This window comes from Ramlibacter tataouinensis (assembly GCF_001580455.1).
GTDB lineage: Bacteria > Pseudomonadota > Gammaproteobacteria > Burkholderiales > Burkholderiaceae_C > Ramlibacter > Ramlibacter tataouinensis_B.
The window spans coordinates 1,312,910-1,326,346 of the sequence record NZ_CP010951.1 but is presented as its reverse complement, the minus strand read 5'-3'; the positions used below and the strand labels follow the sequence as shown (position 1 = coordinate 1,326,346).

The 13,437-nt window shown below is 68.0% G+C and carries 14 protein-coding genes; 9 read left to right on the top strand and 5 right to left on the bottom strand.

The features are described 5' to 3' along the window. Window positions 1-32: 32 nt before the first annotated feature. The 4 genes from UC35_RS06445 (at window position 33) to merP (ending at window position 4,141) form a co-directional block, all read left to right on the top strand. Window positions 33-2,147 carry a glycoside hydrolase family 3 N-terminal domain-containing protein gene (locus UC35_RS06445; protein ID WP_227820473.1) on the top strand — a complete coding sequence of 705 codons (2,115 nt, stop codon included), beginning with the start codon at window positions 33-35 and terminating at the stop codon, window positions 2,145-2,147. Between the two features lie 242 nt (window positions 2,148-2,389). Next, entirely contained in the window at window positions 2,390-3,448 is a 1,059-nt protein-coding gene (locus UC35_RS06440; RefSeq protein ID WP_227820472.1) for a transglutaminase-like domain-containing protein, read from the top strand. A 56-nt stretch (window positions 3,449-3,504) separates the two neighbouring features. After that, complete coding sequence (locus UC35_RS06435; protein WP_061497314.1) at window positions 3,505-3,846, top strand: mercuric transporter MerT family protein; 342 nt, start codon at window positions 3,505-3,507, stop codon at window positions 3,844-3,846. Window positions 3,847-3,856: 10 nt separating this feature from the next. Continuing rightward, on the top strand, window positions 3,857-4,141 hold the full coding sequence (merP, locus tag UC35_RS06430; protein ID WP_061497312.1) for a mercury resistance system periplasmic binding protein MerP: 285 nt from the start codon (window positions 3,857-3,859) through the stop codon (window positions 4,139-4,141). 16 nt (window positions 4,142-4,157) lie between these two features. Here merP and UC35_RS22945 read toward each other — a convergent pair whose 3' ends face one another. Continuing rightward, the gene (locus UC35_RS22945) at window positions 4,158-4,700 is read right to left on the bottom strand and encodes a TlpA family protein disulfide reductase (RefSeq protein WP_082792735.1); all 543 of its coding nucleotides are present in this window, start codon (window positions 4,698-4,700) and stop codon (window positions 4,158-4,160) included. A 298-nt stretch (window positions 4,701-4,998) separates the two neighbouring features. On the opposite strand from UC35_RS22945, the gene UC35_RS06420 reads away from it, so the two are divergent. Then, window positions 4,999-6,111 carry an S-(hydroxymethyl)glutathione dehydrogenase/class III alcohol dehydrogenase gene (locus tag UC35_RS06420; protein ID WP_061497308.1) on the top strand — a complete coding sequence of 371 codons (1,113 nt, stop codon included), beginning with the start codon at window positions 4,999-5,001 and terminating at the stop codon, window positions 6,109-6,111. Window positions 6,112-6,186: 75 nt separating this feature from the next. Here the strand turns inward: UC35_RS06420 and UC35_RS06415 are convergent, their stop codons facing one another. The 3 genes from UC35_RS06415 to UC35_RS23865 all read right to left on the bottom strand — a co-directional run bounded on the left by UC35_RS06415 (window position 6,187) and on the right by UC35_RS23865 (window position 8,453). Continuing rightward, complete coding sequence (locus UC35_RS06415; RefSeq protein WP_061497307.1) at window positions 6,187-6,798, bottom strand: hypothetical protein; 612 nt, start codon at window positions 6,796-6,798, stop codon at window positions 6,187-6,189. A 135-nt stretch (window positions 6,799-6,933) separates the two neighbouring features. Beyond that, window positions 6,934-8,298 (bottom strand): tetratricopeptide repeat protein, encoded by a 1,365-nt coding sequence (locus UC35_RS06410; protein WP_061497305.1) that lies wholly within the window; start codon window positions 8,296-8,298, stop codon window positions 6,934-6,936. Continuing rightward, window positions 8,295-8,453 carry a hypothetical protein gene (locus tag UC35_RS23865; RefSeq protein ID WP_158513863.1) on the bottom strand — a complete coding sequence of 53 codons (159 nt, stop codon included), beginning with the start codon at window positions 8,451-8,453 and terminating at the stop codon, window positions 8,295-8,297. The genes UC35_RS06410 and UC35_RS23865 overlap by 4 nt, the downstream gene beginning before the upstream one ends. 210 nt (window positions 8,454-8,663) lie before the next feature. Here UC35_RS23865 and UC35_RS06405 point away from each other — a divergent pair, with 210 nt between their 5' ends. Then, on the top strand, window positions 8,664-9,944 hold the full coding sequence (locus UC35_RS06405; RefSeq protein WP_227820471.1) for a hypothetical protein: 1,281 nt from the start codon (window positions 8,664-8,666) through the stop codon (window positions 9,942-9,944). A gap of 12 nt (window positions 9,945-9,956) precedes the next feature. Here the strand turns inward: UC35_RS06405 and UC35_RS06400 are convergent, their stop codons facing one another. Next, complete coding sequence (locus tag UC35_RS06400; RefSeq protein ID WP_227820470.1) at window positions 9,957-10,700, bottom strand: RNA pseudouridine synthase; 744 nt, start codon at window positions 10,698-10,700, stop codon at window positions 9,957-9,959. 151 nt (window positions 10,701-10,851) lie between these two features. Between UC35_RS06400 and UC35_RS24370 the strand changes: the two genes are divergently transcribed. From UC35_RS24370 to UC35_RS06390, 3 genes are all read left to right on the top strand, one after another. Beyond that, window positions 10,852-10,974 (top strand): hypothetical protein, encoded by a 123-nt coding sequence (locus tag UC35_RS24370; protein WP_265331337.1) that lies wholly within the window; start codon window positions 10,852-10,854, stop codon window positions 10,972-10,974. 178 nt (window positions 10,975-11,152) lie between these two features. Then, window positions 11,153-11,956: a M48 family metalloprotease gene (locus tag UC35_RS06395; RefSeq protein ID WP_061497301.1), complete on the top strand. Its 804-nt coding sequence runs from the start codon at window positions 11,153-11,155 to the stop codon at window positions 11,954-11,956. Between the two features lie 439 nt (window positions 11,957-12,395). Next, window positions 12,396-13,400, top strand: coding sequence for a phosphotransferase enzyme family protein (locus UC35_RS06390; protein ID WP_227820469.1), 1,005 nt, complete (start codon window positions 12,396-12,398; stop codon window positions 13,398-13,400). Window positions 13,401-13,437: the final 37 nt, after the last annotated feature.

Genomic DNA, 13,437 nt, shown 5'->3' with positions numbered 1-13,437 from the left:
CGATGAGTCGCATTGATACCCTCCTGGGGCGGATGACGCTCGCTGAAAAGCTGGGCCAGCTGACGATGACGGCCTGCAGCCATGCGGTGACCGGGCCGGTGATCGCGGGCAATACCACGCGGGCTATCATCGACGGCACGATCGGGAACCTGCTGAACCTGGTGGGGGCCGGGCCGGTGCACGAGATGCAGCGGCTGGCCGTCGAGAAGTCGCGGCTCGGCATTCCGCTGCTGATCGGCCTGGACATCATCCACGGTCATCGCACGCTCTTTCCGATCCCGCTCGCGGAGGCGGGTGTCTTCGATGAAACCCTCTGGGAGCGCACGGCGCGCGAAGCCGCGCGCGAAGGCGCGGCCGAAGGTCTGGCGATGACTTTTGCGCCCATGCTCGACGTGTCGCGCGATCCCCGCTGGGGCCGTACGGCGGAAGGCCCTGGCGAAGACCCCTGGCTCAATGCGCGCATCGCGCAGGCCAAGGTGCGTGGTTTCCAGGGGAGCGACCTGTCGTCGGCCGATTCACTGGCTGCCTGTGCAAAGCATTTCGTCGCGTACGGCCCGGTCACCGCGGGGCGGGACTACGCCGCCGTGGACATCTCCGAGCGCGCGTTGCGCGAAGTGCATCTGCCAGGCTTCGAAGCGGCGATCGGCGCCGGCGTCGCGACGCTGATGCCGGCCTTCACCGATCTGAACGGCGTGCCCATGACGGCGCACGTCCTCTTGCTGCGCGACTGGCTGCGCGGCGAGATGGGCTGGGGCGGCGTGATCGTCAGCGACTACAACGCGATCGCGGAGTTGATCAAGCATGGAATTGCCGCAGATCTCGTCGATGCCGCGGTGCTGGCGCTGCGCGCCGGCGTTGACATCGACATGATGGCCGACGCGTATCGCAAGGGGCTGCCGGTCGCGCTCGAGCAAGGCCGGGTGACGATCGAAGAGATCAACGCTTGTGTGCGCCGCGTGTTGCGGCTCAAGGATCGGTTGGGCCTGTTCGACGATCCCTACCGCCGCGGCGCGAGTCCGGAACCCGCGACGGCCGTTGCCGAGCGACATGCGCTCGCGCGCGACGTGGGGCGCAGGGCGGTCGTCATGCTGAAGAACGAGCGCGACACGCTGCCCTTGCCTGCCGTGGTGAAAACGCTGTGCGTCATCGGCCCGCTGGCCGACGCGAGCACCGAGATGAAGGGCCCGTGGTGGGGCGCCGGCGAACACGAGCCGGCCGTCAGCGTGCTCGGCGGCCTGCGCGCCGCGCTGCCAGAGACCGCCATCCGCCACGCCGCTGGCGTCGCCATCGAGAGCGATGACGAAAGTGGCATCGAAGCCGCCGCCGCGCTGTGCGACGGCGTCGACGCCGTCCTGCTGTGCTTGGGTGAGCGTGCGACCATGAGCGGGGAGGCGGCGAGCCGCGCCACGCCGGCGCTCCCCGGCCGGCAGATGGCATTCGCCAAAGCGGTGACGGCCCGTGCACACGACCAAGGCATCCCCGTCGTCGCGATCTTGTTTTCGGGCCGCCCGCTGGTCATCCCCTGGCTGTCCGAACACGCCGATGCGCTGCTGGCGGCCTGGTTTCTCGGCGTCGAAGCCGGCAACGCGGTGGCCGATGTGGTCACGGGCCTGGTGTCGCCCAGCGGTCGCACGGCGATGAGTTGGCCGCGCGCCGTCGGGCAGGTGCCAATCTACTTCGGCCAGCGTCCCACCGGCCGGCCGATGAACCCCGCCGACCACTACACGAGCAGGTACCAGGACGTAGCCAACACACCGCTGTACCCCTTCGGCCACGGTTTGACCTACGGCCGTTTTCACTACGACGCGCTGCAGGTCGTACCGCGACACGCAGGCGAACGGGACACGCTCAAAGTCAGCGTCCGGCTTCGAAACGAAGGCGCGCGTAAGGCCGAGGAGACCATTTTCCTATTCGTTCACGACAAACTCAGTCGCGTCACGCGGCCTCTGCTCGAGCTCAAGGGGTTCGCGAAGCTGCGCTTGCGGCCCGGCGAAGCCGGCTGGGTCGAGATGGATCTGCCGGCGGCCGAGTTGCGCTATCTCGGGCCGGACCTGCAGTCCCTGTTCGAGGCGGGCGAGGTCGAGATCCTCGTCGGACCGAGTGCCGACCCAACAGCCTTGCTGCGGCAGTCCATCGATTTGTTTTGAATCCGGGGAGCTTGCCGCCCAAGGCATCCTTGCGAGAACGGCGGGCTTCCTCGCACCGAAACCAGCCGCGCAACCCTGGCGGCCTTCACGGCTGAGCGACGCCCAGATCGCACTTTGGCAAAATCGCGTCCTCAGCTGAAGCGCCGCCACGTCTGCAGATGGCTATCGCGAATCGTCCGGAACCTCGCATGACTCACCTTTCTCGTCGATCATTTGTCCACACCGCTTCCGCCATACTGGCGATGGCAGGCGCCCCCGTGATCCGCGCGGAGCAGGCCGCGCGCCGGTTCGAACCCTTGCCCGCCGGCTGGCGGGCGTTCGAGGTGACGACGACCGTCAAGCTGCGCGAGTCGGCCGGCGGCTCCCTCGTGTGGCTGCCGGTGCCGTCGCTCGAGACGCCGTGGCAACGTACCGTGAATACAAGCTGGTCGGGGAACGCCAGCGACGCGCGCCTCGTGGCCGACGGCACGACAGGCGCGAAGGTCCTGGTCGCGCGCTTCGACGACGGCACGTCCGAGCCGACCATCGTGCTCAGCAACCGGGTCGAGACGCAGAGCCGTGCGGTGGACTGGAAGCAGGGCCTCGCTGGCGCTCCCGCGGACCCGGCCGACCTGCGCAAGTGGCTTGCCCCCAGCGAGCGGATCGTCACCGACGGCATCGTGCGCAAGGTGGCGACGCAGATCGTGCTTGGCGCACGCAGCGATCGCGAGAAGGCGCAGCGCATCTACGACTGGGTTGTCGTCAGCACGTATCGCGAGCCCAAGGTTCGCGGCTGCGGCGAGGGTGACATCAAGGCCATGCTGGAGACCGGCAACCTGAGCGGCAAGTGCGCGGACATCAATGCGCTTTTCGTCGGGCTGTGCCGCGCTGCCGGACTGCCGGCGCGCGACATCTATGGCCTGCGTTTGGCGCCGAGTGCATTCGGCTACCGCGAGCTGGGTGCGAACCCGGCCAGCCTCAAGGGTGCGCAGCATTGCCGTGCCGAGGTGCACCTGAAGGAGCACGGCTGGGTGGCCATGGACCCGGCGGACGTGACCAAGGTCATGCGCCAGGAAACCGCGGAATGGATCAAGGATGCCGGCCATCCGATCGTGGCGCCGGTGCGCAAGGCGCTTTTCGGCAGCTGGGAAGGCAACTGGATGGGCTTCAACACCGCCAGCGACATCCGCCTGCCGGGCGCGAAGCGGGGCAAACTCGGGTTCTTCATGTACCCGCAGGCCGAAACGGCCGCGGGCGCCCGCGACCCCTACGACCCCGACACCTTCGCATACCAGATCACGGCCCGCGAGGTCACTGCGTGAGCGTGCGGGCCAGAACAAGGGCTGCCCTGCGGCGCCGGCCTGATCGTGCATCGGACATGGGAAGCGCGTCGGCGCTGACGCTCGCCGGCATCGCCGCGCTGCTGTCGTCCGCCTGCTGCGTCATGCCGCTGGTATTCGCCGTCGTCGGGATTTCCGGCGCGTGGATCGGACAACTGCAGCGGGTCGAGCCGTACGCGCTCGCGCTGTCGGCGCTGGCGGTCGCCTCGCTCTCCTGGGCAGCGTGGCTGCTTTACCGGCCTTCGGCCAATGCCTGCGACCGGGGCAGTGCCGCTGATTGCCGGCGCGTCGGCGCGTCGGCGCGTCGCTGGTTCTGGGTGGTTGTCACCCTCACCCTGGTGCCGATTCTCGTGCCGCTCGCGGCGCCCCTGTTCTACTGAAAGAGCCTGAATGAGCAAGTCGATTGCGATTGTTGCGGCCACACTCCTGTTCGCGGCGGGCTCTGCTTGCGCGGCGACGCGCCAGGTGACCCTGAGCGTGCCCACCATGCACTGTGACACCTGCCCGGTGACGATCCGTATTGCGCTCAAGAAGGTGCCGGGTGTGAGCGGCGTGGTCGTGAGCTACGCCCGCCGCAATGCCAAGGTGACCTTCGACGACACCAAGGCCGACGTCGCCGCACTCACGAAGGCGACGGACGCCGCGGGCTATCCCTCCTTTTTGGCGGACGAGTAGTAGCTCGCCGCGGCCGCTACAGGAGTTCCGAGACCCATCGCCCCGCGAGCGGGCTGTTCCAGTCGAACTCCCCTGTCACCACGAATCTCACGCGGCCGCTGCGGTCGATGGCAACGGTGCTGGGGAAGATGCGGACCCCGAAAGCCTTGGCTGCGGCGCCCTCCGGATCGAACAGCACTGGAAGGTCCAGCCCCGTCGAACCGGTGAAGCGGCGCACGGCCGCTTCGCTTTCCTTGTAGTTGATGGCCAGCACCCGCAGTCCATTGGCCTGGCGATGTCGGGCGAGCGCTTGCAGCGACGGCATTTCGGCACGGCAAGGTTCGCACCAGCTCGCCCAAAAATTGAGGAGCACGGGGCTGCCGACCGAAGAGGCGGGAGTCCAGCTGTCGCCATTGGCGAACCGGAGTTCGACGGCGGGCGTCGGGCGCGAGCGCGGCCAGGGTCTGCGCTGTGAGCCCGATTCGGCCAATGCCGCGGGGGCAAGGGGCAGCAAGGCGGCTGCAATCAGCCAGCACCGGCGGGAGCTTGCGGTCTCTAGCTGCAGGTCGAAAGCGGCCATGCTGATCAATGTCCCTGTCCTTTCGACTGGCGCGCCGCCATCGGCAGACCGCCTGCGCCGGCCCAAGGCTGCGCTCTTTCGGCGAACGCCTTGATGGGTTTCAGAATAGCCGGAGTTGGCACGACGCCTCCTCAAGAACGATGCCCAAGCTTACCTCTGGCCGTAGCCGGCTTCGCCGGCGCGTGCCGGCAGCCCGCGACCTTCGGGTTCGTGCGTGGACAATGCTGGCGCGAGTCGTGCGTGGTGACTAGCGAAGCTGCGTCTGCATTTAACCCATTCTTTTTGGAGCTTGTGAAAGATGAAGTCCCGTGCCGCCGTTGCCTTCGAAGCCGGAAAACCGCTGCAGATCGTCGAGATCGATGTCGCTCCGCCCAGGAAGGGCGAGGTACTGGTCAGGATCACGCACACGGGTGTCTGCCACACCGATGCGTTCACCCTGTCGGGGGACGACCCCGAAGGGCTGTTCCCCGCGGTGCTGGGGCATGAGGGCGCCGGCATCGTCGTCGAAACGGGCGAGGGCGTGACCAGCGTGCAGCCGGGCGACCACGTGATTCCGCTCTACACGGCCGAGTGCGGCCAATGCCTGTTCTGCAAGAGCGGAAAGACCAACCTGTGTGTGTCCGTGCGCGCCACGCAGGGCAAGGGCGTGATGCCCGACGGCACGAGCCGCTTCTCCTTCAACGGCCAGCCGGTCTACCACTACATGGGCTGCTCCACCTTCAGCGAGTACACCGTGGTTGCTGAGGTATCGCTGGCCAGGATCAACCCGCGGGCCAACCCCGAGCAGGTCTGCCTGCTGGGCTGCGGCGTGACCACCGGTCTGGGCGCAGTCAAGAACACGGCCAAGGTGCAGGAGGGCGACAGCGTGGCCGTGTTCGGCCTGGGCGGCATCGGCTTGGCGGTGATCCAGGGAGCGAAGATGGCCAAGGCCGGCCGGATCATCGCGATCGACACCAACCCCGGCAAGTTCGACCTGGCCAGGACCTTCGGTGCGACGGATTGCGTCAATCCCGATGACCACCCCAAACCGATCCAGCAGGTCATCGTCGAGATGACCGGGTGGGGCGTGGATCACTCCTTCGAATGCATCGGCAATGTCAGCGTCATGCGCGCGGCCCTGGAGTGTGCCCACCGCGGCTGGGGCCAGTCCGTGATCATCGGCGTGGCCGGCGCGGGCCAGGAAATCGCGACCCGGCCGTTCCAGCTGGTCACCGGCCGACGCTGGCTGGGTACGGCCTTCGGCGGGGTCAAGGGCCGCAGCCAGCTGCCGGGCATGGTGGAGGACGCGATGAAGGGCACGATCCAGCTCGCACCCTTCGTCACCCACACGATGCCGCTGACCGGCATCAACGAGGCCTTCGACCTGATGCACGCAGGCAAGTCGATCCGCTCCGTGGTGCACTACGGATGAATCAAACCTCGGGCGGGATCGCGTCCGGCACCTGTCAATAGGCTCACAGGCGCGGCGGAAGCGGCTCGGGACGCGTCATGCTTGCCCGCGATGCCGCACGAGAGCCAGGTACTCCGACCGGGTTTGCGGCGTCACGGCGGACACCAATTGGTCGTACGAGGTCTGATGGCGCGACAGCATGCGCGCGGACGCAACCGTCTTGGTTCTGCAGAACCAGTGGCAGGTGTGTTGCATCAGGAACAGTTCGGCAGAGATGGCGAAGGCGCGTTCACGCGGCGATGTGGCAGCGTTGGCGTCGATGGCGCGACGGATGCCGCGCGCATGGATGGCCAGCGCTTCGCGCATGTCGAAACTCCGGAAGATGGCGAATGAGAACGGCACCCAGATCGGCAGCAAGCTGACCCGCACGAGCGCCGGATCGGCGGACGCAAAGTCCGAGGCCAGGCGCGTGACCTGGGAGCACAGTTCCTGTTCAGTGGGGCGCAGGACGCCCCAGACGTGCTGCTGGCGGTCAGGCTCGGCCTCGCCGAGCGCGCGCAAATACCCCTGCGTCAGCGTTTCCATGTTCTTCTCGATGCGATGGCGCGACAGGAAATGCCCGAGCAGCGCGATGCGACGACCCTGCTGCCAGGATTTGAGCATCCAGCAGGCGATGAGTAACAGTGGGATGAGCAGCAAGGGGTCCATGGGAGGGCAGTTGGGTTTCCGGCGACGGCCAGGCCGTGCACGACAGGGACGGCAGCATAACGCCGCCGCCCCCTTGCCCTTCTCATGAGCCCGCGGTCGCGCACGCGGCTCGAATCCCATGGCGCCGCCCGGCAATCAAGCATCCAGGGCCCGGTCGGCTGCCCGCAGCTCAGTGGAATGGAGCGCCTGCCTTCCAGCCGGCTTGACCGGGGTTCGATCCCGTCCGTGCAGGCCATCTCTCGCTCTTCCACTCGACCTCAGGACGATCCGCGGCGGACGGCGCAAGCGTTCGACGGCTTTCAGCAGCGTCAGGTGCAGCACATCGCGCTGCGCGTGGCTGCCACCCAGGCGGTGCGCGTGCGCCGGCAGGCTGGCCAGCAAGCTGGTCGCGAGCGCGTCGTCGCCACGGCAGAAGGCGATCAGCGCCCGGCACGCCGGCAGGCCGAGCTGCAGCGTGGTCTGACCATGCCGCGTTGGCAGGTTCTGCGCGGCCGCCAGCGCGCGCTCCAGCCTCAGGGCGCGCTGCCAATCGCGCGCGCCGACGAAGGCCAGCATGGCGTGAACGTCGTTAAAACTGCAAAAGCCGTCGTCGATGTGCGGTGACCACGCGGCGGACAGTTCCTGCCAACGCGCACGGGTGTCCGTGCTGCCTTCGAGTTCAAGGCGCCAGAGCAGGGCGGCGGCGTCGATCAGGTCGGCGATCCCCTCCGACGGCACGGCCCTGACGCGCCGGTCGTACAGCGCGAGCGCGCGGTCGGCCTCGCCTTGCGCCAGGTGGAACAGCGCCAGGTGCCACCAGCAATGGGTGCTGACCAGGCTGTCCTCGGCCCAGTCCTGGATGTGCGCGTTCATCCAGCGCAGGCCCTCGGCGGTGCGGCCGGTCATCTCGAACACGTGCGCCATCACATGGTGGGCCCGCGCATTGGCGGGGTTCAGGGCGAGGGCGTCGCGCGCGGTCTCCTCGGCGCGCTCGAAGTCGCCGCACTCGCCCAGGCCGAAAGCGTGCATGGCCAGCACCGTGTGGTAGCCCGGCAGGTCGGCCGACCACTCGGGCAGCACCGCGGCAACGCGATCGTGCAGGCGCGCGACATCACCGGTGACGTGGTCGAACGCATGCGCCACGTGCAGTGCGACTGCATCGCGCGGATAGGTATCCAGCACATCGCCGAGGCGGGCCTTGGCCGCTTCGTAGTCGTCATCGATGACGGCTGCCAGGACGGCGAGGTGGCCCTGCTCGCGGCTGTTGGCGCGCAGCGCGGCGGCGCGCGCAACCACCGGGCGCGCCAGACGCACGCCCTTCGGGTCGCGCCCGCACGCCAGCAGGTAGGCCTGCAGCAGATGCGCCATCACGAAACCGGGCGACTGCTGCAGCGCCTGGGCCAGCGCCTCCTCGGTGCCGCTGCGCCAGCCGAGAAAGGCCGCCAGCGCGCGCTCGTAGGCCAGCAGCGCCGCCGGCGTGGCGCCGGTCACGGGGCAATCGCGTGCGTCGGCGGCGCTCATATCGATCCCTCGGCCAATACGCCAGGCGCCGGCGCGATGTCGAGATGGACGTCCGGCGGCGGATGCCCGATTTCCGCGATCACGCTGATGATGACGGCCGTCACCGCGATCGCCGACGCCATCGCAGCGGCCCGTTTGTAGAGCGGCAGAGTCATGGTGCTCTCCTTGGAATGCCTGTTCCGTGGAAGCGTCGACTGTCGCCGGCCGCGGTATTCGCGCCATTTCAGGGCGCACCGGTTTGCGGTCGTTTTGTATCGCGGGCGTGTCCGAAGTGGCCGCGTCGCCATGGCCGAGCTTGTGCTGCAGCACGCGCCGGCACGTGTGGCCCGAAGGTCCACTGGCGCCTGCCCGGGGGAGCAGGAAAGATGAAGCTCCGCCATTGCGCGGGGCTGGCGCTGCAGCACATGGACCCTTGTTCTTCTTCCGCCCTGTTCCAGACCCCTGGCCGGACCGCCGATCGGGCGGGCGCGGCCGGTGCGGCCCCGTCGATCCGCCATACGTGGTGGATCAGGAGCCCCGCCTGGGACCTCGTCTGGGTCCTGAACGCGCTGTGGCTGGCGCCCCTGGTCCTGCTGCTGGAGCGCACGCACGGACACGCACGCCACAGTCCCGTGGACTGGTTGTTCTTCGCCCTCGCCGTCCCCCTGTGGTTCGGCCATCGAGTCTCATCGGCTTGGCTCGCCTACACCACGCGGGCCTACCGCCCCCTGCTGTCGACCCAGCGCCTGCGCTTCGTGGCTTGCCCCCTGGCGATCGCCGTCGCCTGCTTCTCGGTCCTGCTCGCGCCCGAAAGCGTGCTGCCGATGCCGCTGGAACAGCGCGTGGTCTGCCTCGCCATCGTTGACTACCTGTTGGTCAGCCATCATTTCGCCGCACAGCACTTCGGCCTGCTCAGCCTTTACCGCGGCCGGGCGGGGCGCGGCGCGGACGGCATCGCCCGTCGCTTGGATCGGTGGTTTGCGCTGGTCGTGGGGGGCGGGGTCGTCGTGCTGGCCAACGCCCTGGCCGGATCGATTGCATTCCAGGATCGATGGATCGACCCGCTGCTCGGGGAAGCGCTGTCCGACACGGTGGTGCAGGCCGTGAGCAACGGCAGCATGGTCCTTGTCCTGACCCTCACCACGCTGATGCTGGCGGTGGAACTGCGTTCGCCGCGCCCGTCGCTGCCGCGCATGGCCTACGTCGCCAGCGTCTCCGCGATCGTTCTTCTCGGCTTCCTCCATCCCTTCGTGTTTCTCGTGCTCTGGAGCGTGCAGCACTGGAGCGCCGCCATGGGCGTCGCCGCGCTGGCGGCGGCCGGCGGGCCGCAGGAAACCGGCGCGCACTGGCAGCGCCTGCTCGCGCCTGTCAACCGGCGTGGCTGGTCCGTCCTGCTCGTGCTCGCCGTGCTTTCCGTCTTGCTGTTGCCCTTGCTGGAGGTGGAGGCGGTGAGCGACGACTACGTGTACGCCGATCGTCTCTTCGGCGAAGCAGCGCTTTGGCTGCGCGCCTCGCCTTTCGTGCCGGCGTTGCTGGCGCTCGGTTTCTCGACCGGATTCATCCACTACGCCCTGGACCGCGCTGCCTTCCGCTTCTCCTCGCCCGAGGTGCGGCAGGCCGCCCGCGGGCTGCTGGAGCGCGCCGACGAAGCCGACCCGCGGGCCTAGACCCCGCTCAGCTCAGAAGCGCTCGCCCGCCGGCAGATAGCGCCACTGCCCCGGCGGCAGGCTCGCCATGGGGACTCGCCCGATGCGGATGCGCCGCAGCGCGGCAAGCTCGAGACCGACCTGGGCGCACATCCACGCGATGGCTTCCGGTGCGATGCCCTTCACGGCGAAACGCAGGTGCGCTTCGCTCTGCCAGCTCACGCGTGCCGGCGGCAGCGCCCGCCCGTTCCGGACCAGGCCATGGCCAAGCCGCGACAGGCCGTCGGGCGCCATCGCGCCCTTCACTTCGGCGACGAGTTCCTGCTCGATGAAGGCCGCATCTTCGGTGAGCTTGCGCACCACGCGGAAATCCTGGCTGAAGACACACAAACCGCTCGCGTGCACCGGCAGCGGCAGCAGCGTTTTCAGGCCGACCTGGTGGGCCTTGCTGCGGCGGATGCCCGAGGTGTCCCCGCGCCAGTGGCCGGCCTCCGCCAGCAGCTCGCGCGCTGCCTCGCCCTCCATGCCCGCCGGCTTGTGGATCAGGAAGGTGGCGGACACGACGGGCTGCAGGCGCGCCTGCGGATCCACTTCCACGTGCTGGCCTGCCGCGACGCGCACCTGAGGCTCGTCGACACGCTGCCCGTCCACCCGCACCCAGCCTTCGGCGATGTATTGCTCAGCCTCGCGGCGCGAGCAGGGCACCAGGGCGGCGACGACCTTGGCGAGACGCTGGGCGTCGCCGGGCAGGGTGGGCATCGGGGGTGGCGTGCTCATGTCGAACATCATCCTATGGAGGGCGCGTTTCGTGGTGGGGACTGTTGCCCCCGCTGTTCAGGCGAACTGAACCCAATCCCTGCCAGTGGCAACTCAGTGGCGACCGGCCATTCAGAAACGGGCGTCGAGTGATCAACAGTGGAGAGAAGACATGGCGAACTACCGGATCGGGCGCATGGCCCTCCACCTGATGTGCATCCTGCGCGGCAGCGACTTCCGAATGCACATAGAGGGCATGGCGCGGGAACTGCAGCGCTGGCCTCCTGGCTGCTGAAGGCACGGATGGGGTGGTTCAGGCCAGGGCGGCCTCGCGGTAAAGACAGTCGCGCTCTAGCACCGCACGGAAACGCCCGGACCGCGATCCCTGGCCGGGAGATTTCCCACTGCTGTTCTTCCTACGGTCAGTCACCTATTCTTCGACGCAAGATGGTGTATTCCGGAGGTTCAGGCCGATGCTGAAGTTCCTCACCGTGTGCAGCGCGCAGGCTTCTGCCGCGCTTCTCGTGTCTGCAAGTGCCGCCTTGCCCGCATCTTCCCTGGCGCAATTGGCGTATGAACCCGTCGCGCTCGCCTGGACGGCGATGGAAGTCGAACATGCCGGCGTCAACGGTTGGGAGGCCATTCGCCAACGGGCCGCGCACGACGACCCCCTGGACTGCCGCAGCGCGTGTGAACGCGCCCAGTCGATCTTTCAGGAGTTGCTCCTCGTCGCCCGGGCGCAGACGCCACTGGCGCGGCAGCTGGACTGGTCGCTCACCATCGTTCGCGATCCTGCGATCCGCGCACTGTCGTTTCCAGGCGGACAGATCGTCATTTCGGACGCTTTCATCGGCGCGGAGCTCGTGAGCGACGAGGCCCTCGCGTTCGTGCTGTCGCACGAAATGGCGCACTGCGTGCTGGAGCACGAGCGTCAGGCACTGACCTTTGCACGGATGCTCTTGCCGCGCGAGGTTCCGCGCAGCGTCGCCGACGTCTACACTGAAATGGACTACAACTTCGGCCTGCTTCAATCGATGGAGCCCGTGCTGCAGCAGGGCGAGCTCGAGGCCGATGAGCTCGGGCTGCTGATGGCCAGTGCCGCCGGCTTTGCGCCTTCGCGACAGCTTGAATTCATGCAGCACGAGGTCCGGCGCGCAGGAAACGAGACGACTGTCGTCAACACACACCCAACTGCCGGCCAACGCCTGCAACTGCTGCGTGATCGCCTGCCCTTGGCCGAGCGTCTGTATGCCGCCTCGCCTGTTCGGGGCAACTAGGATACGGCTGGCGAGGGTCAGCGGTACGCAGACACGCAGCGAAGATTCAGCACACTTCGGCGCGCAGCTGACGCCTTGGCGCCGGTTCCGGCACCACTTCCAAGCCTGCACGCGCCCGTGGTCTCCCATTCCCGGAGAGTGACAGCCAGCAAGCGCTGCACGCGAGTGCGGAAGAGCGCCTGCTCGAAAACGTGACTTGCGGAGTCGCGGCCAACGATGGACCAGGATGCGTTCATGATGTCTCCCTGAAGCACGCGATTCTGCTTGGCGCGTATGTCATCCCGACGACAGGTGGTAAGCCGGCGTAAACCTGAGTTGGCGTGATGCGTGACAGTACTCAGCGGTGCCATCACGTCTGCGGCGATGCCTGGCCGAGCCATGCCGCTACCCATGTGGCAGAATGCGCCCCCTTCCTTCGCAGCCACTCCGAGGATTGCCAGTGACGTCCATCTCCATTGCGCAATCGACACCCACCGCCGCGGCCATCGCCGCCGTCGTCGCCCGCCACTACGCGTTCGGGGAAGCCGGCGAATGCGAATTCCTGCGGCGCAGTTTCAACCAGGTCTACGGCCTGCGGTTCGGCGATGGCCGCCGGGTCGTGGCCCGGCTGTGCGCGGAGCGGCCGCGGGGCGCGCCGAACACGATCTACGAAGCGGCGCTGCTGCGGCACCTCCGGGGAAGGGGCATCCCCGTCTCCGCCTGCCTGCCCAGCGCGGCTGGAGAAGACTCGGTCATGGTTCTTCTGCCCGAGGGCGAGCGGGCGTTGATGCTGTTCGAATACCTGGAGGGCGATGAGACCGGCGACGCGCCCGAGGACATCCACGCATTCGGCGCGGGGCTGGCCCAGCTGCACGACGCGGCCTCGAGCTACGCCGGCCCACCGAGCCGGTATGCGTTGGACCTGGACTACCTGGTCTCCCGGCCGCTGGCGCGCACGCTCCAGGCGCCGACCATGACCGACGAGCTGCGACCGCAGTTCCAGGCGATCGCGGCGCGCTTGCGTTCACGCATCGAGGAAATGCAGGGACTCACGCAGGTGGTCTGCCACGGCGATTCGCACGGGAGCAACAACTTCATCACGGCGGATCCGCACGGGCGCAGGGTTGCTTCCTTCTTCGACTTTGACGAGTGCGGCCCGGGCTACCTCGCTTACGAACTGGCGGTGTACCCGTGGTCGCTGCACCCGCGCAGCGTCGATGGCCAGCTGAGCGAGAAGGCGCTCGATCGCTGGAAGCGCTTTCTCGACGCGTATCGCGCCGTGCGCCCGGTGGCCGGGCAGGATGTCCAGGCCCTGCCGGCCTTCATCTCGGCGCGCCAGTTCTGGCTGATGGGCGAGTACGCCGGCCGCATTCCCGTGTGGGGATCCCAAGCCATGCCGACCTCGTGGCTGCGCCGGCAGGTGAAGATGCTCACGTACTGGGAAGAGATGACTCTGCCGAACTGACAGGGTCAGCCAGGCCGCGCCGTGGGCCGGGTCATGA